Below are 26,592 nucleotides of genomic sequence, written 5' to 3'. Positions count from 1 at the left end.
GCGTCGAGGGGACCGCGCGGCCGGTACTACAGGGTCGGTACTACAGAGTCGGTACCGCAGCGTCAAAGGGTGACGAGCGATCGAACGCTTACTTGCCAGCGTTCGCGGCGTCGACAAACGCGTTGGTGTAGGTCTTCGAGAGGTCGATGTGCTTGCCCTTGACGTTCGGGTTGAACGCGGCGAGCACCTTGAGCACCGTCTCCGGACCGTCCTTGGGCATGCGGCCGTCGGGCGAATACATCGGCAGCGAGTTCTGCAGCGCTTGCAAGTAAAGCGCCTTGTTGTTGCCGTAGTAGTCCTTCGGCATCTTCTCGGTGATCTCGGCAGCCGTGTGCGTGTTGATGTACTTGAGCGTCTTCACGAATGCACGGGCAAGCTTGGTCGCCTCGGCCTTGTGGGTTTCGGCCCACGCACGCTGCACGTACAGGCTCGACGCCGGGTAAGCGCCGCCCAACGCATCGACCGTGCCCTTCATCGTGCGCATGTCGACGAGCACCGCTGCATCGCCCGTGTTGATCAGTCGCGATGCGGTCGGCTCGGTCGTCATGCCGGCGTCGATACGGTTCTGCTTGATGGCGGCGATGAACGTATTGTCCGCACCGACCGGCAGCACCGAGAACTGCGACGACGTGATGCCGTGCTTGGCAGCGAGGTACTGCGTGAGGAAGTTCGTCGACGCACCCAGGCCGGTCACGCCAAGGGTCTTGCCCTTGATGTCGGCCATGCTCTTGATGGTGTCGCGGCTCTTCGCGTTGACCAGTTCGACTTCGCCCGGAACCTGGCCGAAGACCGTGATGGCCTCGATTTCCTTGCCCTTGCTTTGCAGGTCGATCGAGTGATCGTAGAAGCCGACCACGGCCTGCACGGCGCCGGCGAGCAATTCGTTCTCGGCGTCGACACCGGCCGGCTGCGAGAGCAGCTCGACGTTCAGACCTTCGTCCTTGAAGTACCCGAGTTGTTCGGCAAGTTTGGCCGGCAGATAGATCATCTTCGTGATGCCGCCCACCATGATCGTGATCTTGCCGCTGTCGGCGGCAAAACTCGGCACGGCGGCCATCGCCAGCGATGCGCCGAACACGGCGGCCAGAACAGGTTTCACGAAGGCTTTCGGCGTATGCACGCCAAGGCTTGCTCGCATTATGGTGTCTCCATCGTTTTTAGGGATAATGGCTCAAGCGTCGGGTTGCGGCGCCGGCCGGCCCCGCGTGCTTCGCCGCAGGGCCCGGGCAGCGGTCCTCTGAATCGTGTCCTCTGCCTTGGTACCGATTGTAGAAAATCGAAGCTTTCATCGAGCTTTCGCTCCATGCAGGTTTTCGTTCGCGGCAGGTGGGTGTTTACCCGCTGTTGGCTTGTGCGGGTTACGCGGGCACACTCGCCGTCGCATTACGCTTTTGCCGTCATGAAACTGCTGCTGATCGAAGACAACGATACTCTCGCCCACTGGCTCGCCCGCATGCTGCGCGACGACAACTTCACGGTCGACGCCGCGCGCGACGGCGACGCCGCCGACCGTCTGCTCCAAACGGAGACGTACGACGTGGTGCTGCTCGATCTCATGCTGCCCAAGCTGGGCGGCAAGCATGTGTTGCGACGGCTGCGCGAGCGGCGCAACAACGTGCCGGTCATCATTCTCACGGCCAGCGGTTCCGTCGACGAAAAGGTCGACTGCCTGGGCGCCGGCGCCGACGATTATCTCGTCAAGCCGTTCGAGGTGCGCGAGCTGATCGCGCGCGTCAAAGCGCTCGCGCGTCGCCATGCGCCCGAGCAAAGCGCCGATCTGGTATGCGCCGATCTGAGCTATCACGCGGGCACGCGGCAATTCACGATCGCGGGGGCACCGCTCGCGCTGCCATCGCGCGAGCACGCGGTGCTCGAAATTCTCATGCGCAAGCAGGGCAAAACGGTCGCCAAGAGCGCACTTGTCGACGGCGTATTCGGTCTCGACGACGAACCGAGCGCCGACGCCATCGAAATCTATATTCATCGTCTGCGCAAGAAGCTCGAGACGAGCCACGCCGCCATCATGACGCTGCGCGGCCTGGGCTATCTGCTGCGCGAGAAAGATGCTTAGCCTGCGCGTGCGGCTGTTGCTGTGGCTGATGCTGCCCCTCTCGTTCTATATCGGCGCGAGCGGCTGGCTTGCCTATCGCAGCGCCCGCGACACCGCCGCACTCGTGCAGGACCGGGCACTGCTCACCTCGGCACAGGTCATCGCCGGCGAACTCTCCTGGGTCGATGGCGCGCTGCGTGTGAGCGTGCCGCCCGCCGCGCTGGAACTGTTCGCGTCCCCTGCGCGGGACCGGGTGTTCTATCAGGTCGTCACACAAGACGGCCAACTGCTCGCCGGCCCCCCTGATTTTCCGCGTCCCGCGCTCTTCCCCCCCACGTCGCCCGCTTACTCGAGCGTCGTCGTCGATGGCGAACCGCTGCGGGCGGTCAGCTACGTGCGCACGATGTACAACTCGGGCACGCCCTATCAGGTGGCGGTCGTGGTGGCCGAGACGATGCACGCCCACGACGAGATGCTCGCGCAGTTGTGGGAGCCGTCGCTGCATCGGCAGATCGCAATGGCCGCGCTGGCCGCCGTGCTGGTGCTCATCGGACTCACGGTCGAGCTGCATCCGCTCATCCGCCTCAAAGATGAGGTCGCCGGACGCGCGCCGCAGGAGCTGGTGCCGATTCGCGCCGGCCATCTGCAAACCGAACTGCGCCCAATCGTCGACGCCATCAACCTGTGTATCCAACGCCTCTCGGCGCAGGCCCAGCAACAGCGGCGCTTCGTGGCCGACGCTGCGCATCAGCTCCGCACGCCGCTCACGCTGCTCGACACGCAATTGCAGTTCGCCGCGCAGCTCGACGACCGCGCCGCCCTCGTCGACGTGCTCGCCGCCATGCAAACGAGCAGCCGCGGGCTGGCCGACCTCACCAACAAGCTGTTGTTGCTCTCGCAGGCCGAGGCGGCCGATACCCCCGCGTTCTCGCGCTCGCGCGTCGATCTGGTGGCCGCAGCCTCCGGCGTGCTCGAAGAACTCGTCGCGCTCGCGCAACGGCGCAATATCGATCTGGGACTCGAGACGGTCGAGGCGCATGTGTGGGTCGCGGGTAATGGCGAACTGTTTCACGCGATGGTCATGAATCTTGTCGACAATGCGATCCGCTATATCCACGAAGGCGGACGCGTGACCGTCGCCATCGACGGCCAGGACGGCACGGCCCGCCTGCGCGTCGTCGACGACGGGCCGGGCATCCACGCCGAGGCACGTCAGCGCGTGTTCGAACGCTTCTACCGCAACGCGCCGCCGGGTCAGCCCGGCACCGGCCTGGGGCTGGCCATCGTCAAGGAAATCGTCGCGGCCAGTCACGGCACGGTGACGCTGGCGCCGGGCGACGACGGCCGCGGCCTGATCGTCACCGTGACGTTACCGCTGGATGCTGATATCGAGCGCAACGCCCCATAGTGAACGGCACTCGCGCTACGTTACCGATGATGCGCACGGAAAACCCTCGTCGTTGTCTGCAAGAAAATCACAACTGTATGAAGTCGCGATAAAAATTAAGGCGTTACAATTGTTTATATCGGAAATTTCGTTTGAAACATGCGCTCGACGCATTTCGCTAGGACAAACCCTGATAGATTTGGGGTCATTGCAGAAACTTTCTTAGGGAAGTGACTACTTCTTGATCCAAATCAAATAGTTATGATCTTTCGTCAGCCGTTCGGGCGCTGATCGCACGCATTTGTGACGAAATGTAAAGTTTGTTAAATTGAATGTGGGTCTGGCCGCGCGGGGTGCGGCACGGGACTTTTTCTCTCAGGGATTTGCCTTCATGCCGTATCTCGTCGATCGTGCCACACAGGTTGCGAGACGTCGCGTGTCGCTTGACGACGCGCTGCACACGCGCGCCGTGACGCCGATCTCGGACTCGCCGGCCGGGTGCGACACGCCGCTGCCGGTCGAGCCTGCCGCGCGCACTGTGCGCGTAGGGCCAACGCGCTCGCTGGCGCAGGCCGTGGCGCGCAAGATCGACGCCGCTCGCGAAGCCGAGCGCGCGCGTCTGGCACGGGAGATGCACGACGGACTGGGCGCGCAACTCACGGCGTTGCAACTGGTGGTGGCACGTCTTGCGCTGCGGGCCCCGGCTGACGCCGCCGAATGGCAATCGCTCTGCGCCGAGATTCAAGGCGCCGCAAACGCTGCGCAAGAGGCCGCCGACGAACTCGTCGGCCGCACCCGTGCGCCGGCGCTCGACGCAGGCCTTGTCGCTTCGTTGCGCCGCTGGCTGCGCGGCTTCGGCGAGCAAAGCGGCCTCACGTGCATCTGGCGCTGCGACGACGTGACGCGCGAGCGTGTCACGAACCTCACCCCCGACGCGGTGTTGGCCTTGTACCGGATCGCGCAGGAATCGCTGACCAACGTCGCCCGGCATGCGCGCGCCTCGCGCGTGGTCGTGGCACTCGACGGCAGTCACCGCTCACTCAAACTCACGATTTCCGACGACGGTTGCGGCCTGGCCCGCGGCGCTCGTCGCAAGCAGGGTCATTTCGGATTGGTTGGCATGCGCGAGCGCTGCACAGCGCTTGGCGGCACGTTACGCATTGGCAGTGGTCAAGGATCGGGAACGCTCGTGAGCGCACGTCTTCCCTGGCATCAGATCCTGCCGGCCCCGGCGGCGGCCCCCGCCACCGGGCGCCATGTCCCGGAATCCCTGGCTCTTCACGGATACCCATCATGACGCTCAGAGTGCTCATCGTCGACGACCACGCCATCGTGCGTCAGGGCGTGCGGCAGTTGCTCTCCGATAGCGGGAGCATCGCCGTCATTGGCGAAGCCGATTGCGGCGCGGAAGCGCTGGAGATGACCGACGCGGCGCAGTGGGACATCGTCCTGCTCGATATTTCGCTGCCCGATACCAACGGCCTGGAAATTCTCAAGACGCTGCGGCGCAAACACCCGCGCCTGCCGGTCATGATCTTCAGCATGTACGGCGAAGGCCAGTTTGCGCTTCGGGCGCTCAAGGCCGGCGCTGCCGGGTACCTGAGCAAACGCTCGAACGCGCAGCAACTGGTCTCGGCCGTTCGGCAGGTCGCCTCCGGCCGCAAATACGTGAGCCCGATGGTCGCCGAAACGCTCGCCGACTTCCTCGGTCCTGACGCCGATCAGCCCCCGCACGAGCGCCTGTCCGACCGCGAGTATCAAACGCTGTGCATGATCGGCTCGGGCAAGCGCCTGACGGACATCGCCAACGCGCTCTCGCTCTCGGTCAAAACGGTGAGCGTGTATCGCACGCGCCTGCTGGAGAAGATGCGCCTGAACAACAACGCAGAACTCACGTATTACGTGATGCAGCACGGCCTGGTCAGCGCCGAGATGGGGCCCGTCTTCGCCTGAACTAAGCGGCGGCGCCCGCCACAAAAAGTAAGCAATCACTTCATGGCCCGCGCAAGCGGGCCATGCGCATTTCCGGGTGTCGTTGCTGGCGGCACCGCGCCCCACGAAGAATTTTCGCGCGCACAAAAAAATTTCTTAGACACCGCCACAGCACCCCCATCGATCGAGAATCGAGCGCCATGTCGAGCGCTCGAAATCGCCTTCGCCGCCTCTCCAAGCCTTACAGGGCATGAATAAGCGGCACATTGCCCCTTTGCTTGGCCGATCAATCGTGGAGGAAATTTGTAGACTGGCTCACTAGCGTTTTTCCTACATCGACGGCACCCGTCGGTGGGGGGTGACCGAGCATTTTGTGAAATCACCCTAAATTTTCCCAATGGCCGTCCGATATCCCCTACAACGGCGGCTTTCGGCGATTGGCTGTGGAGCCGAAGTTACGGCGCTTAAGCCGGAGCCAAAAATTTTGGGAAAGGAGTGGCTAAATGTCATCTGTCATCAATACCAATATCTTCTCGCTGGTTGCACAACGTAACCTGAGCACTTCGCAATCGGGCCTGCAAACCTCGATCACGCGCCTGTCCTCGGGTATGCGCATCAACAGCGCCGCCGACGACGCCGCCGGCCTCGCGATCACGGACCGCATGTCGGCCCAGATCAACGGCACGCAGCAAGCGCAGCGCAACGCCAACGACGGTATCTCGCTGGTGCAAACCGCCGCGGGCGCCCTGTCGGCGATCACCGACAACCTGCAACGCATCCGCACGCTGGCCGTTCAGTCGACCAACTCGACGAACTCGGCTTCGGACCGCGCCGCACTGGACCAGGAAGTTCAACAGCGTCTGGCTGAAGTGAACCGCCTGGCCACGCAAACGTCGTTCAACGGCCTGAACGTGCTCGACGGCTCGATGGGCACCGCGAACTTCCAGGTGGGCGCCAACGCAGGCCAGACCATCTCGGTCAACCTGCAACAAAGCATGACCATCGCCAGCATCGGCTCGGTTGCGCAAACGACGTCGGCCGCCAACCCGCTGAGCTTCACCGCTTCCGCGCTGACCGTTCAACTGGGCACGGGCACCGCCGTCAACGTCAAGGCCGGCACGTACAACAGCTCGGCCGACCTGGCCACGGCGATCAACACCGCCGCACAAGCCGCGGGCTTCACGGGCAACGTCGCTTCGGTCAACTCGGCCGGTGAAATCGCCATCACCAACACCGACGCGGCACAAACGATGACGATCGCTGGTGCAGACGCCACCACGCTGGGCTTGGCCGTCGCCGGTGCCGCCGCCGGTGTGACGACCACGTCGACTGCCGTCGCTTCGACGTTCTCGCAGACGCTGGCTGCAGGCGATCTGGTCCTGACCGTCAACGGCAAGGCCACGAACATCACTGGCAAGATGAACAGCGCCAGCGACCTGGCCAACGCGATCAACTCGTCGAACAGCGGCGTGAACGCGTATGTCGACAACACGGGCGCGATGCACCTGAGCTCGGGTTCGGCATTCCAGATCAGCGGCGGCACGCCGGCTATTCTGACCAAGCTGGGCCTGCCGACGGCTGCCACGACCTACGCCACGAGCGGTAGCCTGGCACAGGCCGACGTCAAGACGGTCAACAGCGCCACGCTGATGCTCTCGCAGATCGACTCGGCCATCGGCACCGTCGACACGCTGCAATCGACCCTGGGCGCTATTCAAAACCGCTTCCAGTCGACGATTTCGAGCCTGTCGACCACGACGCAGAACCTGACCACGGCGCGTTCGGGCGTGCAAGATACCGACTACGCTGCGGAAACGGCCAACCTGACCAAGTCGCAGATCCTGCAACAAGCCGGTATCTCGATGCTGGCCCAGGCCAACCAACTGCCGCAACAAGTGCTCAAGCTTCTCCAGTAAGCGCCTGTTTGGCAGGGTTTGACGCCCGGCGGCCACTTGGCCGGGCTGCCGGCGGCGCCACCTTCGCGGGGGGCGCCGCCGCAAGCATTACAAAGGCAGCCATCTTGAGTGCCGGTGTTTTGCAAGTAGTGCAACTATTTTTGAGAGCGAGCAATTATGGCGAGTAGCGGCAGTTCTACAACGGGCTCCATTTCGTCTCCGGGCATTGGCTCCGGGCTGGACGTCAACGCGCTCGTCACCAGCCTGATGCAGCCGGCTACGAAAAAGCTAAGCTTGCTCAAGTCGCAAGAGGCCAGCTATCAGACCAAGGTCTCGGCACTCGGCAGTCTGCAATCGGCGCTGAGTACGTTTCAATCGTCGCTGTCGAACCTGTCGTCTGCGTCGTCGTTTCTTCAGATGACCGCCACGCCAGGCGATGCGACCTTCCTCACGGCTTCGGCGGATACCACGGCGAAGGCCGGCAGCTATACGATCAACACGACGCAACTGGCGCAGGCGCAAAGCCTGTCGACGGCGGGCGTGTCGGACGCCGCGGCCTCGATCGGCAGCGGCACGTCCACCCAACTGACTTTCAGCTTCGGCACGATTTCGGGCGGCACGCTCGCGAACGGCACCTACACTGGCGCGAGCTTCTCGCCCAATGCCCAGCAGTCGCCGTTCACCGTCACGATCACGAACCAGAACAACTCGCTGCAGGGCATTCGCGACGCCATCAATGCCGCCAACGGCGGCGTGACGGCCACGATCGTCAATGACGGCAGCGCCACGCCGAACCGCCTGGTCCTGACCTCGACGCAGACCGGTCAGACCATGAGCATGAAGGTCGACGTGGCCGCCGGCGGCGACGCCACGCTCACGAACATGCTGGCGTACGACCCCACCGGCACGCAGAACCTGACGCAAACGGCGGCGGGCCAGAACGCCAGCCTCACCATCAACGGCCTCGCCGTGTCGAGCCCGACCAACACGGTGAAAAGCGCCGTGCAAGGTCTGTCGATGAGCCTGCTCAAGACCGGCACGACCACCGTCAGCGTGAGCAACAACAGCGACGGCGTCACCAAGTCGGTCAACGACTTCGTCACCGCTTACAACACGCTGCATTCGGCCATCGCCCAACTGACGTATTTCGACAAGTCGGGCGCCTCGCCCGGCAGCACCTCGAATAACAACGGTCCGTTGATCGGCGACTCGACCACGCAGATGATCACGACACAGATTCAACAGATCCTGAACGGCAAGCTGCCGGGGGTCTCGGGATCGGTGCTGACATCGCTCGCGGACATCGGTGTGACATTCCAGGCCGGCGACGGCAGCGGCACCGCCACCGATACGTCGGGTCAGCTCGCAGTCGATTCGGGCAAGCTGCAAAAAGCCATCGCCTCGGGCGGGTTTGCCCAACTCGCCTCGCTGCTCGCCACCAACGGCACGACCAGCGACAGCCTGATCAGCTACCAGGGCTCGACCAGCAACACGCAACCGGGCCAGTACGACGTGGTGGTTACGCGTCTGGCGACGCAGGGTACGCTCACGTCGACCGTGACGCTTGGCGCGAACACCGTCATCGACGGGACCAACAATACGCTCACGGTGCAAGTCGACGGCAAGAGCACGTCGATCACCATCCCGAACGGCACCTACACACCCGACAAGATGGCCGCCGCCTTGCAGGCCGCGATCAACGGGAACTCGCAGTTCGTCGCCAACGGCTCGACGGTGGCCGTCAAGCAGACCGCCGGGGTGCTCTCGATTACGTCGAACCGTTATGGCTCTGCGTCGAACGTGCGTGTCACGTCGGGCAATGCGCTGACCGCGCTGTTCGGCACGGGCGCGTCGCCCAGCACCGACGGCGTGGATGTCGGTGGCTCGATCGGTGGCGTGATCGCGACGGGCAGCGGCCAGTTCCTGACCGGCGCGGCGGGTACGCAAACCGACGGTCTCAAGATTCAGGTCACCGGCACCAATCTCGGCAATCGCGGCACCATCAGCTTCTCGCAAGGCTATGCGTCGCTGCTGTCGAACCAGGTCAGCAACTTCCTGAGCGCCAAGGGGGCCATCAGCACCGCCCAGTCGAACCTGAACGACAGCATCAAGCAAGTGCAGCAGCAGGAAAGCGATTGGCAGGACCAGATGACGCAGATGCAGAACCGCTATCTCGCCCAGTTCACGGCACTGGACGCAACGATGGCCAAGCTGCAGAACACCAGCGACTATCTCAAGCAGGTGCTTGGCGGTTCGTCGTCTTCTTCGTCGTCATCGAAGTAAGCCCGGCTCCTGGAGAACGCTCATGTACGGCCAGAACGCCGCCAATGCTTATCGCAAGGTCGGGCTGGAGACGGGGGTGCTTGCCGCCAGCCCGCACCAGCTCGTCATGATGTTGTTCGACGGCACGCATGCCGCGCTGCTTCGTGCGCAACTGTTTTTCGAACAGGGCAATATCGCCGAGCGCGGGAATGCCATCGGTAAAGCCATCTCGATCATCGGCGGACTCAAGGACGGCCTCAATATGGAGGTCGGCGGCGAACTCTCGGCCAACCTGGCGAGTCTGTACGATCACATGACGCGCAAGCTGCTCGAGGCGAATCTCGAGAACGATGTGTCGAAGGTTCAGGAAGTCGACACCCTGCTCGATACGATTGCCTCGGCCTGGCGCGAGATCGCCCCGGCGGCCGGCACGGGCGCCCCCGCCGCACAGGCGGGCACCGGAGTGCGCTATGAATGAAGCCACGACCTTGCTGAACTGCTACGAGAGTATTGCCGGCCTCACGGAGCGCATGCTTGGCGTGGCGCGCGATGGCGACTGGGATGCACTCATCGATCTCGAGTCCCGGTATCGTGCGCAGGTCGACTCGATCAAACAGATCGACGCCGCCCTGCCTCTCACCGAAGACGAACGCGCGCGCAAACACGCCATCATCCGGCGCATTCTGGCGGACGATGCCGCGATTCGCGATCTCGTGGTGCCGCGTCTGGCCCATCTGGACGCCATGATCAACAGCACACGCCGTCAACGTGCCCTGCACGAAGTCTACGGCTTGAACCTGGGCACCTGACGCGCCAGCGCGTCTCGTCGTCCGCCCTTCGGAGCAAGACATGGCCGGTCTCGACTCGGTGCTGGCCACAACGCTCGCACGGCGGCTCGATTCACTACTCGGCATTGGACCGGGCGTCGCCTCGACCAACGCCCCCAGCGCCGTCTCCGGCTCGCAGCCGACTGGCGACGCGACCTCCGCGCTTGGCAACCTGGCGGCCAGAACGTCGCCAGCGGCCGTGGGTCTTGGCAACACATCCACGCCGAGCACCGATCGGCTCCCCACCTCGGTTCAGCAAGCGACGCTCTCCGCCGCCGCGCGCACCATCGACACGATTCTGCGTCTGGCGCCCGACTCGCCCGGCCCTGTGCAGGCGAGCGCACCGGTCTGGCCTGCCGCCCCCGGCACCGGCGCGCCAGCGCTTGCGCCGCTGCTCGCCGCCGCGTTGAAGGAAGCGTTGTCCGCGAGCGGTCTCTTTTACGAATCGCACCTGGCGCAGTGGGCGTCGGGTAGCCGGTCGTTCGAGCAGTTGCAGGCCGAACCGCAGCTACGCTGGCCCGCGTCTGCGAATCTCGCTGCGCAGTTGCGAGCGGCCGGTGCCGACGCCACCCTGCCCGGCCCTGGGCCGCTCACGCGGCTACTCGGACCGGCGGGCGCGGAAGCCGCACTCGCCACCGCCTGGCCGGCGCTCGGCCATCCGACCCTCGCGACTGCGGTGAATCCTGCGCCGGCACTGCCGGACGCTCCCGCTTCACCTGCATCACCCACATCGTCCACGACGGGCGAGGTCGCCGATGGCGGCCTGCACGCGAGCACCAATCTGCCGAACTCGGCCAATGCCCTCGCCCATGCCGCCAGCGTTGCGCACGCGACGAGCAGCGTGCTGCCGGGCGCTCAGGGTGGCGACCCCACGCTTGCGGCCAGCACCAATGGCTCGCTCGCCAATGGCGCGCCGCATGGCCCGGCCGGGGCGATTGCCGCCGTGGCGAATGCGCCTGCCGAGAGCGTGACACTGGTGCGCCAGCAGCTCGACATGTTGGTGAATCCGCAATTTCAGTGGAACGGCGCGGCGTGGCCGGGCGCGCCGATGACATGGCAGGTCGAAGAGCGCGCCGGGCAAACGACGCCCGGTGAGCCGGCCGCCCCGTCGACGTGGCATACCCATCTGCGTCTCACGCTACCGCTGCTGGGCACGGTCGACGTCACGCTCGGCTTGTCGGGGCAGCAATTGCAAGCCCGCTTGTTGACCGATTCGACGAACTCGGCGGAAGTCCTGTCGCACGAGGGCGAGGCCTTGCGTCAACGACTGGCCGCCGTCGGACTCGTCGCGAGCCAGTTGTCGTTCGGCGCGCTCGCCAATGTGGGCGGAGCGAGCGAGGCGGCGAGCGCGAGTCTGGTTGCGTCACCGGCGCACGCCGATGCGACCGGGTCGACGGCGCCCTCTGTAGGCGACGCGTCGGCGACCCGCGATGCCGGAGCCGCCGGAGGTACCGCATGACCTTGCCTCCCGAACGTCGAACGGCGATCGCACTCGCCTACGGGGCGAAAGACACCGCGCCGCGCGTGGTCGCAAAGGGCTACGGCCTGCTCGCCGAGACGATCGTGCGCACGGCGCACGAGCACGGGTTGTACGTGCACGAATCGCCGGAACTGGTGAGCCTGCTGATGCAGGTCGATCTCGATCAACGGATTCCCGCGCAGCTCTATCAGGCTGTCGCGGAATTGCTGGCGTGGCTCTATAAGCTCGAAGCGAGCCGGGGCGGCAATCCACCGCCGCTGCCACCGGGTGTCGCTGCCCCTGAACATCAAGCCGACACGCCGGCGACCGCGCCCACGCCACCTTCCAACGGTCTCGCCGGTCCGTCCACAGACCACCGCACGCGCTAGATCCCGCCTTTCGCACGTCTGGCGGGAATGACGTGAAGTATCCGTCCCGCCCCTTGACCGCTGACGAGCAGCGAACACCCAGGGGCAACGGCTTCCCCGGCAATCCCGCGATGGGGATAGCTCGTATGGAAGGCGGTCGATGAAAGTCCGATTACCTCGGAACACGTCAGACTTGCGTCGACGGCGGTCATCGATGCCCTCGATAACAATTTCTACCGCCTCCGCTTCGAGCGTCTGACCCTGATGGAAAAGCGCTATCTGCGTGCCATGGCGGCGTTGGGCGAGGGCCCGCACGACCTGCATGCCGTCGCCGCCGAACTCGGCAAGCCCTTCGACGCGCTTGAACCGGTTCGATGGGAATGGGACGGAAAAGGCATGCTCTACAGTACCCCGTTAGACGACGCTGCGTTCACCGTTCCGCGCTTTCATGAGTTTCTGGAGCGCATCATGCCGGCGTACCCCCTCTGCGCCGGTGCGGCGTAGCCGGTGGGTGCCCTACCCGTCGCACCGCATCATCACCCGCGGACGTCCAACCTCAGCGTGGCAACGAACCCACAGACGATAAAAAAGCCCCGTCGATCTGAACGGGGCCTTCCCGGTGCCGAGGGCGCGCCCTCTCGTGCGATGCGTCACACCTGCATGTTCATCACGGTTGTATAGGCCGAAACGAGTTTGTTGCGCACTTGCAAGCTCATCTGGAAGCCGATGTTGGCTTTTTGCAGATCGACCATGACGTCGTTGAGCGCCACCCCCGGCTCGCCCAATTCGAACGCTTTCGCTTGTGCTTCTGCACCGTTCTGCGCCGACGACACGCGCTTGAGCGACGCCTCCAGCTCTGACGCGAAACCGCCCGTCGCCGATGCCGCACCCGCGCCGGCGTTCGACGTGCCCATGATCGAGCCCGCTGCCTGCGACGCCACACTGCCCAACTTCTGCAATACCGACTCGATCCCCGGAATGGCCATGACGCTTGTCCTCGCTTGTCCTTGCTTGTCCTCGACAGGCAACGCTCGCGCCACGACATCGCGCCGCACGCATCGGTTTGCCCTTTATCAGTCAGGTCGGAGCTTAGCACCCTCTGACAAGCCCCCAAGACCCTAATTGGCGGCAAAACACCCGCCTAATCCTCAAAACGATTCCATATTCGCCAACGAATAATCAGGACCATCGGCATCGTGCGCACCGCGTTATGGATCTTTCCAATCCTTAACGCCCGTCAGGCGCGCGTGCGATGCCAAGCGTATCCGGAGAATTCTGTCGCATGTTAGTGAGCACTTCCACCGCGAAGAACGTCGTGTCAACGCCCCTGGCGGGGAGCCGCGCATGAATGCCGCCACCCAGGCGGCGGACGTTGCCGCCAAGCCGCCCCTGCTGTCGCAGTTGCGCTCGCGCGAGCGCCTGCCGTTGCTCGTGGGTGGCGCGGCCCTCGTCGCGTTGCTGATCGCCGTTTTCCTGTGGAGCCGCGCCCCCGACTACAAGGTGCTCTACAGCAACCTGGGCGATCGCGACGGCGGTGCCATCATTACGTCGCTCCAGCAGATGAACGTGCCGTACAAGTTCGCCGAGGGCGGCGGTGCCATTCTGGTGCCGTCCGATCAGGTGCACGAAGTGCGACTGCGTCTGGCCTCGCAAGGTCTGCCCAAGGGCGGTCTGGTCGGCTTCGAATTGATGGACAACCAGAAGTTCGGCATCAGCCAGTTTGCCGAGCAGGTCAATTACCAGCGCGCGCTCGAAGGCGAACTCGCCCGCTCGGTGGAGTCGCTGGCTGCCGTGCAAGCCGCGCGCGTGCATCTCGCCATCCCCAAGCCGTCGGTCTTCGTACGCGAGCAGCAAAAGCCCAGCGCCTCGGTGCTCGTCACGCTGTATCCGGGCCGCGTGCTCGACGACGGCCAGGTCAGCGCGATTGTGCACATGGTGGCGTCGGCCGTACCGGATCTGCCGGTCAACAACGTCACGGTGCTCGATCAGAACGGCAATCTGCTCTCCGCGCAGAGCGGCAACGCGTTGGGCCTGGACGCCAGCCAGCTCAAGTACGTTCGCGAACTCGAACAGTCGTATGCGCGCCGCATCGAGGCGATCCTGAACCCGATCGTCGGGCCGGGCAACGTGCATGCACAGGTGACCGCGGACGTCGACTTCAACCAGGTCGAGCAGACCTCCGAGAACTACAAGCCGAACTCGGGCGAGCAGGCCGTGCGCAGTCAGCAGAACAGCGAAGCGTCGCAGATCGGTATCACGCCGCCAGGCGGTGTGCCGGGCGCTCTGTCGAATCAACCGCCGGGTCAGGCCACCGCCCCGATTACACAGCCCCAGCAGCCCCAACAGCCGCTCGCCCAGCAGAATGCCGCAAACCCGGCGAGCGCCGTCAGCGCACCGCAAGGCCCGCGCAGCGACCGCAAGGATGCCACGGTCAACTACGAAGTCGACCGCACCATACGCCACATGCAGCAAGCCACCGGTGGCCTGAAGCGCCTGTCGGCGGCCGTGGTGGTGAACTATCGTCCAGGCACCGACGCGAAGGGCAAGGCCGCGATGGTGGCGCTCACGCAAGCCCAGCTCGACCAGATCCAGAATCTGGCGAAGGAGGCCATCGGCTTCTCCGGTCAGCGCGGCGACACGCTCAACGTCGTCAACAGCCCCTTCACGGTCGAGGAAGACCCGGAAGCCAACCTGCCGTGGTGGCGCCAGCGTCAGAACATCGAACTGGCCAAACAGGTCGGCAAGTGGGCGTTGATCGGGTTGGTCGGCATCTATCTGTGGTTCGGCGTCATACGTCCGGCCATCCGCAAGCACCTGAGCCCGCCGCCACCGGCCGAGCCGTCGTTGGCCGGGGCGAAAACCGGCGCAGCGGGTGAGGACGCAGCCGATGGCGAGGGCGCCGACGGCGAAGCCGGCAAGCGGGGCGAACTCAGTGCCTACGAACGCAATTTGCAGTACGCGCGTCAGGTCGCGCGACAGGATCCGAAGATCGTGGCAACGGTAGTCAAATCATGGGTGGGTGGTGGCGATGAGCGCGGCTGAGGGACTTGAACGCAGCGCCATCCTGCTGATGTCGCTGGGTGAAGACGAAGCGGCGGAGGTCTTCAAGTACCTCGCGCCGCGCGAAGTGCAGAAGCTCGGCGCGGCCATGGCCTCGCTGCGGCAGGTCTCGCGCGATCAGATCGCCGATGTGTTGCAGGACTTCGTGCTCGAAGCCGAACAGCATTCGGCGCTCTCGCTCGATTCGTCCGAATACATCCGTTCGGTGCTCAACAAGGCGCTGGGCAGCGACAAGGCCGCGGGCCTGATCGAGCGCATTCTGCAAGGCGGCGACACCAGCGGTATCGAGGGCCTGAAGTGGATGGACTCCACGGCGGTGGCCGAGCTCATTCGCCACGAGCATCCGCAGATCATTGCCACGATCCTCGTGCATCTCGACCGCGATCAAGCCTCGGAAGTGCTGGCGCTCTTCACCGAGCGTCTGCGCAACGACGTCGTGCTGCGTATTGCCACGCTCGACGGCATTCAGCCGGCCGCGCTGCGCGAGCTCAACGACGTGCTGACGAAACTGCTCTCGGGCAGCGAGAACATCAAGCGCAGCCCGATGGGCGGCGTGCGTACGGCGGCGGAGATTCTCAACTATCTGGGCGGCGTGCACGAAGAATCGGTCATCGAAGCCGTGCGCAACTACGATTCGGACCTCGCGGCGAAGATCGTCGAAGAGATGTTCGTGTTCGAGAACCTGCTCGACGTGGAAGACCGCAGCATTCAGGTGCTGCTCAAGGAAATCGAGTCCGAGTCGCTCATCATCGCGCTCAAGGGCGCACCGGTCGAGCTGCGCGAGAAGTTCTTCAAGAACATGTCCGCCCGGGCGGCCGAACTGCTGCGCGAAGACCTCGAATCGCGTGGCCCGGTGCGGGTCTCGGAAGTGGAAGCCGAACAGAAGAAGGTGCTGCAAGTGGTGCGCCGCCTCGCCGATCAGGGCGCCATCATGATCGGCGGTCGCGGCGACGACGCTTACGTCTAACCGGACCGGGCCCGCGCACATGTCGACCATCATCCCAAAGGAACGCCTCTCCGCCTGGCAACGCTGGGAGATGGCGTCGTTCGACCCGCCGCCGCCCCCGCCACCGCCGCAAGCCCTGCCGCCCAGCCCGCTCGACGATCCGGCACTCGCGGAACAGATCGCCGCGTGGCGTGAAGACGCCCGCGCCGAGGGCCATGCGCAAGGCTACGCGGCCGGTCACGCCGAGGGCTACGCCGCCGGGCAAGCCGCCGGTCAGCAGGCCGTCGACACGCGCGCCGCACAACTCGCGGATATCGCCCATGGTCTCGGCAACGCCGTCAACGCGATCGATCGCGAAGTGGCCGAGCCGCTGCTCGGGCTGGCGCTCGATATCGCGCGGCAAGCGCTGGGCCAGACGCTCACGATTCACCCGGAAACGTTGCTGCCGATCGTGCGCGAGCTGCTTTCCAACGATCCGCTCACCGGCTCGCCACGACTGCTTCTGAATCCGGACGATGTCGCGCTCGTCGACGACCATGTGGGCGCGGAACTGCGCGCCGCCGGCTGGACGGTCCGTGCCGATCCCACCATCGAGCGCGGCGGCTGCAAAGCCGAAGCCGCGAGCGGCGAAGTCGACGCCACCGTGGCCACGCGCTGGCAGCGTGTCATGGCGGCACTTGGCAAGGACCTGCCATGGTGAACGCCGAACTCACCCCGCTCACCGCGCATGCACCGGTGCTCCCCGGCACCGAGAATACGCATGTCGACGCGCCACCGCCTGCCCCCTCGCCCGAACCCGCTCCCGCCCCGGCGAACGACAGCACGACGCCCTCGGTGCGCCTGTGGGATGAACTCGATCACCCCACGCACGTCGCGCAGGCCGGTGCCCTGCAACCCGACGATCTCGAAGACGCGCCTGCTCGGCCGACCAGTTCGTCTGGTTCGTCCGGTTCGTCCGGGTCCTCCGGCCTGTCTGGCGCGGCCACCGCGTCCGGCGACATCGATCGGGAAGGCGTTGCTGCGCCGGCCGCGCCCAAAGCGGCCGTGCACGCACTGGACGCCCGCGAGATTGCACGCGACGCGCATCTGCGACGCTGGCAGAACACGCTGCGCGAGCGCATCGCGCACGTGCACGCCGTCGAGCCGACGCGACGCTGCGGCCGCCTCACGCGCGCGGCCGGACTCGTGCTCGAAGCCGTCGGCCTGCGCTTGCCGGTCGGGGCAGGCTGCCTGATCGAGCTGCCGGTGCACGACGCCACCCGCGAGCCAGCCACGGCGGAAGCGGAAGTCGTCGGCTTCGGCGGCGACCGCCTCTTTCTCATGCCGCAGACGGAAGTCGCCGGGCTGTTGCCGGGCGCGCGCGTGTTCCCGATGGAGCCCGCCGCCGACGGCCCGCTGCCGAGTCAACGTCACAACGGCAAGCGCCTGCCCGTTGGCGAAGCGCTGCTCGGCCGCGTGGTCGACGCCGCCGGCCGTCCGCTCGACGACTTCGGCCCGCTCGGCCTGACCGACAGCGCCTCGCTCGCGTCGGTGCCGATCAATCCGTTAGGCCGTGCGCCCATCGATTCGGTGCTCGACGTTGGCGTGCGCGCCATCAACGCGCTGCTCACGGTCGGACGCGGTCAACGCATGGGTCTCTTCGCGGGGTCTGGCGTCGGCAAGAGCGTGCTGCTCGGCATGATGGCCCGCTTCACGCAGGCCGAAGTCATCGTCGTGGGCTTGATCGGTGAGCGCGGGCGCGAAGTGAAGGACTTCATCGAGAACATTCTCGGGCCGGACGGCCTAGCGCGCTCGGTCGTCGTGGCGGCACCGGCCGACGTCTCGCCGTTGTTGCGCCTGCAAGGCGCCGCGTATGCGACCACGCTGGCCGAGTACTTCCGCGATCAAGGCAAGGATGTGCTGCTGATCATGGATTCGCTCACCCGCTACGCCATGGCGCAGCGCGAGATCGCGCTGGCGATCGGCGAGCCGCCGGCCACCAAGGGCTACCCGCCCTCGGTGTTCGCGAAACTGCCCGCGCTGGTTGAGCGCGCCGGTAACGGCCCCCACGGCGGCGGCTCGATCACGGCGTTCTACACCGTACTCACCGAAGGCGACGATCAACAGGACCCGATCGCCGATTCGGCCCGCGCGATTCTCGACGGCCACATCGTGCTCTCGCGTCAGTTGGCGGAGTCGGGGCACTACCCGGCCATCGATATCGAACAGTCGATCAGCCGTGCCATGACGGCGCTCATCGACGACGCGCAGTTCGACAAGGTACGGCGTTTCAAGCAAATGCTCTCGCGCTATCAGCGCAACCGCGACCTCATCAATGTGGGCGCGTACGCGCCGGGCAGCGACCCGATGCTCGATCAGGCGATCGAGCTGTATCCCCGCCTCGAAAATTTCCTGCAGCAAGGAATGCGCGAGCGGTCCAGCTATCCGGACGCGGTGCATCAGATGCACACGCTGTTCCACTAACCGGAGGCGGCCATGAACTCCACCCTGCCCCTCAAGCTGCTCATCGAACTCGCTCAGAAGGATGTGGACGAAGCCGCGCGCTTGCTCGGCGAGCGTCAGACGCAACGCGCCGACGTTGAGCGTCAGCTCGTCGCGTTGCGCCAGTATCGTCACGAGTACCGTACGCGCATGCAGACGGCGACGATTCAGGGCATGGCAGGCTGCGACTGGCGCAACTTCCAGCAATTCATCGACACGCTCGATACGGCCATCGGACAGCAAGCGATGCTGCTTGAACAGGCCGAGGAGCGCCTCGCGGCTGCGCGCCGCGAATGGCAGGCGCAGCAGCGCCGCCTGAACTCCTTCGGCACGCTCGCTTCGCGCGAGCAAGCCCGCACGGCCGTTCGAGTGGCGCGGCGCGAGCAGAAGGAAAACGACGAGTACGCCGCGCGCAGCCTGCGCCGTCGTGCCGAATCCCCGATTTGAAGGACAAGAGGAGCCCACCATGTCGATTTTGAGCTTCCTGACCGACTCCGCCGGCGCGGCCCTGCAGGCCGTGAAATCCAATCGCGCTGGCGCGTCGAACCCCGACGACGGTAGTGCGCTGCCCTTCTCCGCCGTGCTCTCCGAGCAGACGCGCCAGAGCGCCCCGCCTGCCGCGAGCAGCGCGAACGACACCGCCGCGCAGTCGGGTCAGACGACTGCGTCGGGCGGCAGCACGAGGTCGGCGGACAACGCCGCGAACAGCAACACATCGGCCGAACAAACCGCGCAGGCAGGACAGGCGGGACAGACCGGACAGACGGGCCAAGCCGGACAAGCCAACGCCGCGAACAAACCGTCGAAATCGACGACGGCCGAGAGCGACAAAGACAAGAACGCCGACGACGAAACGCAGGCCACCGCTGCACCCGGCGACCCGGCAGCCGCATTGGCCGTCGCGCTGGCCGCCATGAACAATGCGCCGCTGTCGCCCCAAACGCCGGCACCGGCGACGGCCGCAAGCACGGCTTCCGACGGCAAACCCGGCACCGGCGCGGCCATCGCTGCCGCCGTGAACGGGGCATTGCAGGCGAACGGGGCCGCACAACTGACCGGCCAAGCGCCGGCCGGTGGCGCCGCGACCGACGCCAAGAATGCCAACGCGGGCGCACCGGTCAACGGTACAGCGACGCCGGCAGCATCGAACGGCAGCAAGACCGGCGGACTGTCGCTCGACGCGCTGGCCAAGAACGGCTCGGCAACGCAGACGACGGCCAACGCACAACCGGCAGGCCCCGATGCCAAGACGGCGACGGCCCCGGCAGGTACAGACGCCCAGACGCAGCGCGTGGCCGACGCCCTGGCGCAAGCGCAGGGCAGCCGCGACACCGCCGCACAGACCGCCACCGCCGCCACGCAAGCGGCCGCGCAGGCGGTGCAGACAGCCACGCCTGCCATCGACGCCCAACCGCAGTTGCAGGCCCAGGCCAATCTGCCGGCCGCGCTCGCCCTGAACGCACGCGTGGGGACCCAGGACTGGAACAACCAGCTCTCGCAGCAAGTGGTGTGGCTCTCGTCTGCCCATGCGCAGACCGCGCAGTTGAGCCTGAATCCGCCCGACCTCGGACCCCTGCACGTGGTGTTGAACGTGGCGAACGACTCCGCTCAGGCGATGTTCGTCTCGCAACACGCTGCCGTACGTGACGCCGTGCAGGCGGCCTTGCCGCAACTTCGCGAAAGCCTGGCCAACAACGGCATCGCGCTGGGCAATGCGACCGTGAGCAGTGACAGTTCGCAGCAGCAGGCTTTCGCACAGCAGGGCGCGAACGGCAACGGCGGCGGGAACGGCAGTGGCAACGGAAGGGGCACGCCGGGCTTCGGCCAGACCGATGACGCCGCCCTTGCCACGACCGTGAGCGTTCCGGTGCGCGCCCGCAACGGGCTTGTGGACACGTTTGCCTGATTTCGCCTGATCGCCCGGGTCGGCCCCGCCGGCGCGACCGGGCGCCGCACCGCCCTAAAGCCAGCGGGTTTTCCTGCCGTTAAGACAAAGACGCGAGTTAGACGCGATTGTCCCTTCTTTTCGGCCGATCACCCGTTGACGGGTTGGCCGACAATCATTACCCAATAGCAGGCGAACACATGGCAAATCCCGCACCGACGCAAGCCGCGGCTCCCGCCAAAGGGGGCATGCGCAAAGTGATTCTGTTGATCGTTGCGGTAGCGCTCATGGCCGCTGCCGGTGCGGCAACGGCCGTGTATCTGCTGACCGGGCGCGGCGAAACGGTGAAAGCCCCTCCGCCCCCGCCGCCGCCCGTGTTCGTCGGCATGGATCCGTTCACGGTGAATCTGTCGGGCGAGGACGGCGAGCGATATTTGCATATCGGCCTCTCGCTCAAGGTGGCAGACGCCGAGACGCAGGCCCGCATCACGCAGCACATGCCCGAAGTGCGCAGCCGCGTGTTGCTGCTGTTGTCGTCCAAGCAGCCGCAGGATCTGGCCACGATCGACGGCAAGCGCCGTCTGGCGAGCGAGATCCGCACGTTGGTCGCGCAGCCGTTCGCGGCCAACATGCCGCCGCAGGCCGTGGGCGAAGTGCTGTTCACCGCGTTTGTAATTCAGTGAGTGATTCATGGCGCATGAGGAGTTCCTGTCGCAGGAAGAGGTCGACGCCCTTCTGAAGGGTGTCACCGGCGAGCAGGATGACCGGTCCGAGTCGGAAGATCATTCCGGTATCAGACCCTACAACATCGCGACGCAAGAGCGGATCGTGCGCGGGCGCATGCCTACGCTCGAAATCATCAACGACCGCTTCTCGCGCCTCTTCCGCATTGCCCTGTTCAACTTCATGCGCCGCAGCGCCGAAATTTCGGTCAGCCCGGTGCGTGTGCAGAAGTACAGCGAGTTCATCCGCAACCTGCCGGTCCCGACCAACCTCAATCTGGTTCACATCAAGCCGTTGCGCGGCACGGCGCTGTTCGTGTTCGATCCGAACCTCGTGTTCCTCGTGGTGGACAACCTGTTCGGCGGCGACGGCCGGTTTCACACGCGCGTCGAGGGACGCGATTTCACGCAGACCGAGCAGCGCATCATCGCGCGCCTGCTCGATCTGGTGTTCGAGAATTACGGCGCGTCGTGGAAGCCGGTGTATCCGGTCGAGTTCGAGTACGTGCGCGCCGAAATGCACACCCAGTTCGCCAATGTCGCCACGCCCAACGAGGTGGTGGTCACGACCACGTTCGACATCGAGTTCGGCTCGGTCGGCGGCGAACTTCACATCTGCATGCCGTACTCGATGATCGAGCCGATGCGCGACCAGCTCTCGAGCCCGTTGCAAGGCGAGACGCTCGAGGTCGACAAGCGCTGGGTGCGTCTGCTCTCGCAACAGGTGCAGGCGGCGGACGTCGAAATCGTGACCAATCTCGCGCAGTTCGACATGACGCTCTCGCAGTTGCTCAATATGCGCGTGGGCGACGTGATTCCGCTCGACGTCCCCGAGGTGCTGGAGGCCAAGGTCGACGGCGTGCCCGTGATGCACTGCAACTACGGTGTGTTCAACGGTCAATACGCGCTGCGCGTGAACCAGATGATCAACCATTCGCACAGCGATTACACGAAGGACAACGAGTGATGAGCGATACCCCTCAAACGCCCGGTGACGACGCCCAGGCCATGGCGGACGAGTGGGCCAGTGCCATGGCGGAGCAGACGGCCACGGACGCGGCGGCGCAACCGGCCCCCGCCCCGGTGTTTCAACCGCTCGCGGCCACCGCCGGCAATCCGGCGACGGCCACGCACAACGACATCGACCTGATTCTCGACATCCCGGTCCAGATGACCGTGGAGCTGGGCCGCACGAAGATCGCCATCAAGAACCTGCTGCAACTGGCTCAGGGCTCCGTGGTGGAACTCGACGGCATGGCCGGCGAGCCGATGGACGTGCTGGTCAACGGTTGCCTCATCGCGCAAGGCGAAGTGGTGGTCGTGAACGACAAGTTCGGCATCCGCCTGACTGATATCATCACGCCATCCGAACGCATCCGAAAGCTCAACCGATGATTGCAACAAAAGTCCGCGGCAGCCCCGTGCGGCGTGCCGTGGCAGCCGCCGCGACGCCGACGGCCATCGCCACCCTCGGGGCGCGCTGCGCCGAGCGTGCCCCGAATGCCCCACGTGCCGCGCGCGCCTCGCAGGCTCTGGCCGGGCGGCCGTTCGCCGGTCTGGCCCGCGTTCGCGGCGCTGCTCTCGCCGCCGTAGCCCTCCTGGGCACCGCATCTGCCCACGCGCAAGGCACCGCCTCGCAGGCGGCAGCCGTGCCGAGTCTCGGCGGTGCGGGCATTGTGCAAACGGGCCTGGGCCTCGTGCTGGTGCTGGCGCTGCTGTTCGGCCTGGCGTGGCTTGCCAAGCGTTTCGGGCTGCAACGCCCGCTGGGCGGCGGCAATGTGCGCATCGTCGGCAGCGCCGCCGTGGGCCAGCGCGAACGCGTGGTCGTCGTGGAGGTCGCGGGAGACTGGATTGTGCTGGGGGTTGCACCCGGTCAGGTGCGCGGCCTGCATGTGATCGATGCGCAACGCGTCGCCGACATGCCAGCGGCCCCGACGCCCGCCCATCCGGGCGCGCAAGCCAACCGTGCCGCACAAGCGTTTGCGCAAAAATTGCGCGAATCGATGAAAAAGGATTCCTGATGGTGCTTGGCTTGCTGTGCGCCGGGACGAAGCCGCGTCTGGCGGGTCCGGCGCGTCTGACGCGTCTGTCGGGTACGGCGGGCGTGACGCTCGGTCTGGCACTTGGACTGGCGCTCGTGTGCATCGCCCTGCCGGGTACGGCCCTCGCACAGGCCACGCTGCCCGCGCTCACCACCACACCGGCTCCCGGCGGCGGACAAACGTATTCGCTGTCCGTGCAAACGATGCTGCTGCTCACATCGCTGGGCTTCCTGCCTGCGGTGCTGCTGATGATGACGGCCTTCACGCGCATCATTATCGTGCTCTCGTTGCTGCGCCATGCCATCGGCGTGACCACCTCGCCGCCGAACCAGATCCTGATCGGACTGGCCCTGTTCCTGACGTTCTTCGTCATGTCGCCGGTGTTCGACCAGGCCTACACCGACGCCTATCAGCCGTTCGCCGCCAACAAGATCAGTTTCGAGCAGGCCATCGACACCGGCGCCAAGCCGTTCCACGCCTTCATGCTCAAGCAGACGCGCGAAGCCGATCTCGCGCTCTTCGCCAAGCTCGCCAAGACACCGCCGATGAACGGGCCTGAAGACGTGCCGATGCGCATTCTCGTGCCGGCCTTCGCCACGAGCGAGCTCAAGACGGCGTTCCAGATCGGCTTCACGATCTTCATTCCGTTCCTGATCATCGATCTGGTGGTCGCGAGCGTGTTGATGTCGATGGGGATGATGATGGTCTCGCCCTCCACGGTGTCGCTGCCGTTCAAGCTGATGCTGTTCGTGGTGGTCGACGGCTGGCACCTGCTGCTGGGCTCGCTCGCCCAGAGCTTCACCATGTAGCCCAGGCGAACGAGATGACTCCGGAAACCGTCATGGCGCTGGCCCATCAGGCAATGCAGGTCACCCTGCTGCTCGCCGCGCCGCTGCTGCTCGTCGCGCTCGTCTCCGGTCTGCTCGTGAGCCTGTTTCAGGCGGCCACGCAGATCAACGAAATGACGCTGTCGTTCATCCCCAAGCTGCTCGCCGTGTTCGTCACCCTGGTGATCGCAGGGCCCTGGATGCTCAACCTGATGGTCGACTACATGCGCCAGTTGCTCACCGGCATTCCCGGCCTCGTCGGGTAAGCCGCGCCCGCATTGATCAGCTTCACTTACGAACAGCTCTCGGGCGTCATCGCGACGTTCCTGTTTCCGTTCGCGCGCCTGCTTGCGCTGTCCATGAGCGCGCCGCTGTTCGGCGACGCCACCGTGCCCGGCACGGTCAAGATCGGCCTGGCGGGCATTGTCGCCCTGGCGCTCGCGCCGGTGCTCGGCCCCCTGCCCGCCCCCGCCATCTCGCCGTTCTCATGGGAAGGCCTCTGGGTCCTCGCGCAACAGGTGATGATTGGTGCGGCGCTGGGGTGGTGCATGCAGATCGTGTTCTCGGCGATCAGCATGGCGGGGGACTTCGTCGGGTTGCAGATGGGGCTGTCCTTCGCCACGCTGCTCACGCCGAACAGCGACGGCAGCACCGCCGTGCTCGGCATGCTGCTCAACGTGGTGGCCATGCTCGTGTTCCTCGCCACCAACGGCCATTTGATGATGTTCGCCACGCTGGTGCAAAGCTTCACGGTGCTGCCGATCTCGGCCGCACCGCTCGCGAGCGCAGGCTGGCACTATCTCGCCATGCTCGGCGGCCAGCTCTTCATGCTGGCGCTCATGCTGTCTTTGCCGCTCGTGGCCGCGCTGCTCATCTGCAATCTGTCGCTGGGCATTCTGAACCGTGCCGCCCCGCAGCTCAACATCTTCGCGGTGGGCTTTCCACTCACACTGGGCGTGGGCCTCGTCGTGATCGAGCTGATGATGCCGCGCATCGCCCCGGTCATGGATCATTTCATCGCCATCGGCATCGACATGATGATCCGCACGACGGCCGCGTTCGTACCGTCTCCCTGAATGCCGCCCGCCAACGGTCCGTGCCACGCACCCCAGCGCCACCCCCAGCCCAATGGCAACGGGCCGCCCGGTGATGCTCGGCGGCCCGCTTGCGTTCGTCTTGTCGCACGCGGCATCCGCCGCGCCAGCGCTCCGCTCAGAGCAGGCTGAACAGCGAGAGCTTCTGCGTCTGCAGGAAGCTTTGCTGCGACGCTTGCAACGCCGCCTGCAATTGCGAGAACTTGGTCACCGACGAGTTCCAGTCGACGTCGAGCAGATCGCCCAGTTGCGATTGGTAATTCAGCGAGTTCGTGTCGCCGATGTTATTGAGCGAACTCAGCTCGTTCATGCGCGAGCCGGTCGTCGTGCGCACCGTGGTGACGTTATCGTAGGTGTTGCTGAACATCTGGCCGAAGGTCGTGAGCGCGTTGCTCAGGTTCGCCTGACCCGTACCGTTCGTGCTGGCGATGGGCGTCTTGAGCGTGTTGATCAGCGACTGCAGGTTGTCGAACATGTTCGTGCTGCCCGTGCTGGCCGGCTGCACGGTGTAGCTGTCGCCAGTGGCCGGCACCCCGGAGAACGTCACCGACTTGCCGCCGAAGGTGATGGGCTGGCCGGCGGTGTACGCGCCCGTCACGTCCGGCACGGTGGTATCCGTCTGATCCTTGACCGTGTAGTTGGTCGTGGGCGGCGTGGTGGTGGTGTCGATCGCGAAGCTGATCTGGTATTGATGGTCCGCGCCGGCGGCGGCCACGTTGGTGGTCGAGACGGGCGAGAACGTTGCGGTCCCCTGATTGGCGGCGCTGCCGCTGATGAGCGTGCCGGCCGTACCGGCCTGAACGGCCTCGAAGATGCTCGAGCCGATGTCGTTGATCGCGATCTGACGGTTCGGGCTCACTTGCACATAACGCACCCCCGAGTCGCCCCCATACGACGCGCCTGTGGCCGATGCCACGTAGGCGGCCGAGTTGCCCTTGTAGCCCGAGAACAGGTACTGGCCGTTGGCGTCGGTCGTGTTGGCCAGCGAGAGCAATTGCTGGAAGCTCGACTGAAGATCGGTCGCGATGGTCGTACGGTCGCTGTCGTTGAGCGACGAATTGCCCGCCGACACGATCTGCGACATCACATGCTGCAGCGAGTTGATAACGCTGCCGAAGGTCGAATCCTCGAGCTGCAACTGCGTGGTCGCAGACTGACGGTTCGCCGCGTACTGCGTGTTCATGGCGTTGTCCTGCGACACGGCCACCGCCTGGGCGGCCGCGATCGGGTCGTCGCTCGGCGTGGTCACGCGCGTGCCCGACGAGAGTTGTGCCTGAACGTTGAGAAGATCGGAGGTGTTCTGGCTCATCGAGCGCATCCCCTGATCGTAAATCATGTTGGTGCTGATACGCATG

27 protein-coding genes are annotated in these 26,592 nt (G+C 65.4%); 24 read left to right on the top strand and 3 right to left on the bottom strand.

From position 1 onward, the window contains the following. Nucleotides 1–88 precede the first annotated feature (88 nt). The gene (locus ACE3UG_RS10945; protein ID WP_374623499.1) at nucleotides 89–1,138 is read right to left on the bottom strand and encodes an ABC transporter substrate-binding protein; all 1,050 of its coding nucleotides are present in this window, start codon (nucleotides 1,136–1,138) and stop codon (nucleotides 89–91) included. A 261-nt stretch (nucleotides 1,139–1,399) separates the two neighbouring features. Here ACE3UG_RS10945 and ACE3UG_RS10940 point away from each other — a divergent pair, with 261 nt between their 5' ends. The 11 genes from ACE3UG_RS10940 to ACE3UG_RS10890 all read left to right on the top strand — a co-directional run bounded on the left by ACE3UG_RS10940 (nucleotide 1,400) and on the right by ACE3UG_RS10890 (nucleotide 12,684). Beyond that, the gene (locus ACE3UG_RS10940) at nucleotides 1,400–2,071 is read left to right on the top strand and encodes a response regulator (protein WP_374623496.1); all 672 of its coding nucleotides are present in this window, start codon (nucleotides 1,400–1,402) and stop codon (nucleotides 2,069–2,071) included. Next, nucleotides 2,064–3,458 (top strand): sensor histidine kinase, encoded by a 1,395-nt coding sequence (locus ACE3UG_RS10935; RefSeq protein ID WP_374623493.1) that lies wholly within the window; start codon nucleotides 2,064–2,066, stop codon nucleotides 3,456–3,458. Before ACE3UG_RS10940 ends, ACE3UG_RS10935 begins: the two co-directional genes overlap by 8 nt. Before the next feature lie 370 nt (nucleotides 3,459–3,828). After that, nucleotides 3,829–4,734, top strand: a complete 906-nt coding sequence (locus tag ACE3UG_RS10930) for a sensor histidine kinase (RefSeq protein ID WP_374623490.1) — start codon at nucleotides 3,829–3,831, stop codon at nucleotides 4,732–4,734. Next, the gene (locus ACE3UG_RS10925) at nucleotides 4,731–5,390 is read left to right on the top strand and encodes a response regulator (protein WP_374623487.1); all 660 of its coding nucleotides are present in this window, start codon (nucleotides 4,731–4,733) and stop codon (nucleotides 5,388–5,390) included. The genes ACE3UG_RS10930 and ACE3UG_RS10925 overlap by 4 nt, the downstream gene beginning before the upstream one ends. Before the next feature lie 482 nt (nucleotides 5,391–5,872). Then, nucleotides 5,873–7,285 (top strand): flagellin, encoded by a 1,413-nt coding sequence (locus ACE3UG_RS10920; protein ID WP_374623485.1) that lies wholly within the window; start codon nucleotides 5,873–5,875, stop codon nucleotides 7,283–7,285. A gap of 156 nt (nucleotides 7,286–7,441) precedes the next feature. Next, nucleotides 7,442–9,547, top strand: coding sequence for a flagellar filament capping protein FliD (gene fliD / locus ACE3UG_RS10915; protein WP_374623482.1), 2,106 nt, complete (start codon nucleotides 7,442–7,444; stop codon nucleotides 9,545–9,547). Between the two features lie 22 nt (nucleotides 9,548–9,569). Next, entirely contained in the window at nucleotides 9,570–10,004 is a 435-nt protein-coding gene (fliS, locus tag ACE3UG_RS10910) for a flagellar export chaperone FliS (RefSeq protein ID WP_374623480.1), read from the top strand. Beyond that, on the top strand, nucleotides 9,997–10,335 hold the full coding sequence (locus ACE3UG_RS10905) for a flagellar protein FliT (RefSeq protein ID WP_374623478.1): 339 nt from the start codon (nucleotides 9,997–9,999) through the stop codon (nucleotides 10,333–10,335). The genes fliS and ACE3UG_RS10905 overlap by 8 nt, the downstream gene beginning before the upstream one ends. Nucleotides 10,336–10,375: 40 nt before the next feature. Then, nucleotides 10,376–11,812 (top strand): flagellar hook-length control protein FliK, encoded by a 1,437-nt coding sequence (locus ACE3UG_RS10900; RefSeq protein ID WP_374623476.1) that lies wholly within the window; start codon nucleotides 10,376–10,378, stop codon nucleotides 11,810–11,812. Continuing rightward, a complete protein-coding gene (locus ACE3UG_RS10895; RefSeq protein ID WP_374623474.1) occupies nucleotides 11,809–12,201 on the top strand; it encodes an EscU/YscU/HrcU family type III secretion system export apparatus switch protein in 393 nt (130 codons plus the stop codon). Before ACE3UG_RS10900 ends, ACE3UG_RS10895 begins: the two co-directional genes overlap by 4 nt. A 243-nt stretch (nucleotides 12,202–12,444) precedes the next feature. Then, nucleotides 12,445–12,684 carry a hypothetical protein gene (locus ACE3UG_RS10890; protein ID WP_374623471.1) on the top strand — a complete coding sequence of 80 codons (240 nt, stop codon included), beginning with the start codon at nucleotides 12,445–12,447 and terminating at the stop codon, nucleotides 12,682–12,684. 146 nt (nucleotides 12,685–12,830) lie between these two features. Here the strand turns inward: ACE3UG_RS10890 and fliE are convergent, their stop codons facing one another. Then, the gene (gene fliE, locus ACE3UG_RS10885) at nucleotides 12,831–13,166 is read right to left on the bottom strand and encodes a flagellar hook-basal body complex protein FliE (protein ID WP_374623469.1); all 336 of its coding nucleotides are present in this window, start codon (nucleotides 13,164–13,166) and stop codon (nucleotides 12,831–12,833) included. Between the two features lie 358 nt (nucleotides 13,167–13,524). On the opposite strand from fliE, the gene fliF reads away from it, so the two are divergent. The 13 genes from fliF to fliR all read left to right on the top strand — a co-directional run bounded on the left by fliF (nucleotide 13,525) and on the right by fliR (nucleotide 25,219). Beyond that, a complete protein-coding gene (fliF, locus tag ACE3UG_RS10880) occupies nucleotides 13,525–15,222 on the top strand; it encodes a flagellar basal-body MS-ring/collar protein FliF (protein WP_374623466.1) in 1,698 nt (565 codons plus the stop codon). Beyond that, complete coding sequence (fliG, locus tag ACE3UG_RS10875) at nucleotides 15,209–16,207, top strand: flagellar motor switch protein FliG (protein WP_374623463.1); 999 nt, start codon at nucleotides 15,209–15,211, stop codon at nucleotides 16,205–16,207. The genes fliF and fliG overlap by 14 nt, the downstream gene beginning before the upstream one ends. 19 nt (nucleotides 16,208–16,226) lie before the next feature. Beyond that, entirely contained in the window at nucleotides 16,227–16,886 is a 660-nt protein-coding gene (gene fliH / locus ACE3UG_RS10870) for a flagellar assembly protein FliH (protein WP_374623460.1), read from the top strand. After that, nucleotides 16,880–18,649, top strand: coding sequence for a flagellar protein export ATPase FliI (fliI, locus tag ACE3UG_RS10865; protein WP_374623458.1), 1,770 nt, complete (start codon nucleotides 16,880–16,882; stop codon nucleotides 18,647–18,649). The genes fliH and fliI overlap by 7 nt, the downstream gene beginning before the upstream one ends. A gap of 12 nt (nucleotides 18,650–18,661) precedes the next feature. Beyond that, entirely contained in the window at nucleotides 18,662–19,114 is a 453-nt protein-coding gene (gene fliJ, locus ACE3UG_RS10860; protein WP_374623456.1) for a flagellar export protein FliJ, read from the top strand. Between the two features lie 19 nt (nucleotides 19,115–19,133). Further along, on the top strand, nucleotides 19,134–20,573 hold the full coding sequence (locus ACE3UG_RS10855) for a flagellar hook-length control protein FliK (RefSeq protein WP_374623453.1): 1,440 nt from the start codon (nucleotides 19,134–19,136) through the stop codon (nucleotides 20,571–20,573). 179 nt (nucleotides 20,574–20,752) lie between these two features. Then, on the top strand, nucleotides 20,753–21,235 hold the full coding sequence (gene fliL, locus ACE3UG_RS10850) for a flagellar basal body-associated protein FliL (RefSeq protein WP_374623450.1): 483 nt from the start codon (nucleotides 20,753–20,755) through the stop codon (nucleotides 21,233–21,235). 7 nt (nucleotides 21,236–21,242) lie between these two features. Beyond that, nucleotides 21,243–22,241 carry a flagellar motor switch protein FliM gene (fliM, locus tag ACE3UG_RS10845; protein WP_374623447.1) on the top strand — a complete coding sequence of 333 codons (999 nt, stop codon included), beginning with the start codon at nucleotides 21,243–21,245 and terminating at the stop codon, nucleotides 22,239–22,241. Beyond that, on the top strand, nucleotides 22,241–22,669 hold the full coding sequence (fliN, locus tag ACE3UG_RS10840) for a flagellar motor switch protein FliN (RefSeq protein WP_374623445.1): 429 nt from the start codon (nucleotides 22,241–22,243) through the stop codon (nucleotides 22,667–22,669). Before fliM ends, fliN begins: the two co-directional genes overlap by 1 nt. Further along, on the top strand, nucleotides 22,666–23,295 hold the full coding sequence (gene fliO, locus ACE3UG_RS10835; protein ID WP_374623442.1) for a flagellar biosynthetic protein FliO: 630 nt from the start codon (nucleotides 22,666–22,668) through the stop codon (nucleotides 23,293–23,295). The genes fliN and fliO overlap by 4 nt, the downstream gene beginning before the upstream one ends. Further along, nucleotides 23,295–24,125 (top strand): flagellar type III secretion system pore protein FliP, encoded by an 831-nt coding sequence (fliP, locus tag ACE3UG_RS10830; protein WP_374623440.1) that lies wholly within the window; start codon nucleotides 23,295–23,297, stop codon nucleotides 24,123–24,125. Before fliO ends, fliP begins: the two co-directional genes overlap by 1 nt. 14 nt (nucleotides 24,126–24,139) lie before the next feature. Then, nucleotides 24,140–24,409, top strand: coding sequence for a flagellar biosynthesis protein FliQ (gene fliQ / locus ACE3UG_RS10825; RefSeq protein WP_010807718.1), 270 nt, complete (start codon nucleotides 24,140–24,142; stop codon nucleotides 24,407–24,409). A 12-nt stretch (nucleotides 24,410–24,421) separates the two neighbouring features. After that, nucleotides 24,422–25,219: a flagellar biosynthetic protein FliR gene (fliR, locus tag ACE3UG_RS10820; protein ID WP_374623437.1), complete on the top strand. Its 798-nt coding sequence runs from the start codon at nucleotides 24,422–24,424 to the stop codon at nucleotides 25,217–25,219. Between the two features lie 136 nt (nucleotides 25,220–25,355). On the opposite strand, the gene flgL is transcribed toward fliR, so the two are convergent. Continuing rightward, nucleotides 25,356–26,591 (bottom strand): flagellar hook-associated protein FlgL, encoded by a 1,236-nt coding sequence (flgL, locus tag ACE3UG_RS10815; protein WP_374623435.1) that lies wholly within the window; start codon nucleotides 26,589–26,591, stop codon nucleotides 25,356–25,358. Between the last annotated feature and the right edge of the window lies 1 nt (nucleotide 26,592).

The organism is Pandoraea sp. (assembly GCF_041919235.1).
Taxonomy (GTDB): domain Bacteria; phylum Pseudomonadota; class Gammaproteobacteria; order Burkholderiales; family Burkholderiaceae; genus Pandoraea.
The sequence above is the reverse complement of the archived record's forward strand: the minus strand, read 5'-3'. Positions and strand labels throughout refer to the sequence as shown.

Excerpts from the sequence above, each read along its gene's own strand:
- fliP (WP_374623440.1), top strand. The coding sequence starts at position 23,295 with ATGGTGCTTGGCTTGCTGTGCGCCGGGACGAAGCCGCGTCTGGCGGGT.
- ACE3UG_RS10900 (WP_374623476.1), top strand. The coding sequence starts at position 10,376 with ATGGCCGGTCTCGACTCGGTGCTGGCCACAACGCTCGCACGGCGGCTC.
- ACE3UG_RS10925 (WP_374623487.1), top strand. The coding sequence starts at position 4,731 with ATGACGCTCAGAGTGCTCATCGTCGACGACCACGCCATCGTGCGTCAG.
- fliO (WP_374623442.1), top strand. The coding sequence starts at position 22,666 with ATGATTGCAACAAAAGTCCGCGGCAGCCCCGTGCGGCGTGCCGTGGCA.
- fliS (WP_374623480.1), top strand. The coding sequence starts at position 9,570 with ATGTACGGCCAGAACGCCGCCAATGCTTATCGCAAGGTCGGGCTGGAG.
- fliG (WP_374623463.1), top strand. The coding sequence starts at position 15,209 with ATGAGCGCGGCTGAGGGACTTGAACGCAGCGCCATCCTGCTGATGTCG.
- fliJ (WP_374623456.1), top strand. The coding sequence starts at position 18,662 with ATGAACTCCACCCTGCCCCTCAAGCTGCTCATCGAACTCGCTCAGAAG.
- fliQ (WP_010807718.1), top strand. The coding sequence starts at position 24,140 with ATGACTCCGGAAACCGTCATGGCGCTGGCCCATCAGGCAATGCAGGTC.
- flgL (WP_374623435.1), bottom strand. The coding sequence starts at position 26,591 with ATGCGTATCAGCACCAACATGATTTACGATCAGGGGATGCGCTCGATG.
- ACE3UG_RS10940 (WP_374623496.1), top strand. The coding sequence starts at position 1,400 with ATGAAACTGCTGCTGATCGAAGACAACGATACTCTCGCCCACTGGCTC.
- fliI (WP_374623458.1), top strand. The coding sequence starts at position 16,880 with ATGGTGAACGCCGAACTCACCCCGCTCACCGCGCATGCACCGGTGCTC.
- ACE3UG_RS10890 (WP_374623471.1), top strand. The coding sequence starts at position 12,445 with ATGGAAAAGCGCTATCTGCGTGCCATGGCGGCGTTGGGCGAGGGCCCG.
- ACE3UG_RS10895 (WP_374623474.1), top strand. The coding sequence starts at position 11,809 with ATGACCTTGCCTCCCGAACGTCGAACGGCGATCGCACTCGCCTACGGG.
- ACE3UG_RS10855 (WP_374623453.1), top strand. The coding sequence starts at position 19,134 with ATGTCGATTTTGAGCTTCCTGACCGACTCCGCCGGCGCGGCCCTGCAG.
- fliF (WP_374623466.1), top strand. The coding sequence starts at position 13,525 with ATGAATGCCGCCACCCAGGCGGCGGACGTTGCCGCCAAGCCGCCCCTG.
- fliD (WP_374623482.1), top strand. The coding sequence starts at position 7,442 with ATGGCGAGTAGCGGCAGTTCTACAACGGGCTCCATTTCGTCTCCGGGC.
- fliH (WP_374623460.1), top strand. The coding sequence starts at position 16,227 with ATGTCGACCATCATCCCAAAGGAACGCCTCTCCGCCTGGCAACGCTGG.
- ACE3UG_RS10930 (WP_374623490.1), top strand. The coding sequence starts at position 3,829 with ATGCCGTATCTCGTCGATCGTGCCACACAGGTTGCGAGACGTCGCGTG.
- ACE3UG_RS10945 (WP_374623499.1), bottom strand. The coding sequence starts at position 1,138 with ATGCGAGCAAGCCTTGGCGTGCATACGCCGAAAGCCTTCGTGAAACCT.
- fliN (WP_374623445.1), top strand. The coding sequence starts at position 22,241 with ATGAGCGATACCCCTCAAACGCCCGGTGACGACGCCCAGGCCATGGCG.
- ACE3UG_RS10905 (WP_374623478.1), top strand. The coding sequence starts at position 9,997 with ATGAATGAAGCCACGACCTTGCTGAACTGCTACGAGAGTATTGCCGGC.
- fliE (WP_374623469.1), bottom strand. The coding sequence starts at position 13,166 with ATGGCCATTCCGGGGATCGAGTCGGTATTGCAGAAGTTGGGCAGTGTG.
- fliL (WP_374623450.1), top strand. The coding sequence starts at position 20,753 with ATGGCAAATCCCGCACCGACGCAAGCCGCGGCTCCCGCCAAAGGGGGC.
- ACE3UG_RS10920 (WP_374623485.1), top strand. The coding sequence starts at position 5,873 with ATGTCATCTGTCATCAATACCAATATCTTCTCGCTGGTTGCACAACGT.
- fliM (WP_374623447.1), top strand. The coding sequence starts at position 21,243 with ATGGCGCATGAGGAGTTCCTGTCGCAGGAAGAGGTCGACGCCCTTCTG.
- ACE3UG_RS10935 (WP_374623493.1), top strand. The coding sequence starts at position 2,064 with ATGCTTAGCCTGCGCGTGCGGCTGTTGCTGTGGCTGATGCTGCCCCTC.